At 52.7% G+C, this 319-nt stretch carries 2 tRNA genes; both read left to right on the top strand.

From position 1 onward, the window contains the following. Positions 1-31: 31 nt before the first annotated feature. A tRNA-Ile gene (locus ACF8FB_RS14850) sits at positions 32-108 on the top strand. A 96-nt stretch (positions 109-204) separates the two neighbouring features. After that, positions 205-280 (top strand) — tRNA-Ala (locus ACF8FB_RS14845). Positions 281-319: the final 39 nt, after the last annotated feature.

Genomic DNA, 319 nt, shown 5'->3' with positions numbered 1-319 from the left:
AAAGACGATCAAGACCCAAAGTTTTACCCTTAGGTCTGTAGCTCAGTTGGTTAGAGCGCACCCCTGATAAGGGTGAGGTCGGCAGTTCAAATCTGCCCAGACCTACCAATTTTGGTTGGAATGTTGAGCACCCCATGCCTCTGGATAAAGAGTGGTGAGGACGGCTCTTCTGCAGTTCAAATCTGCCCAGACCTACCAATATGCGGGGCCATAGCTCAGCTGGGAGAGCGCCTGCCTTGCACGCAGGAGGTCAGCGGTTCGATCCCGCTTGGCTCCACCACTTGCTTTACCTTGATCAAACTCAGAAATGAGCATTCGC

Source organism: Pseudomonas sp. yb_2 (genome assembly GCF_043103905.1).
Lineage (GTDB): Bacteria > Pseudomonadota > Gammaproteobacteria > Pseudomonadales > Pseudomonadaceae > Aquipseudomonas > Aquipseudomonas alloputida.
The sequence above is the reverse complement of the archived record's forward strand: the minus strand, read 5'-3'. Positions and strand labels throughout refer to the sequence as shown.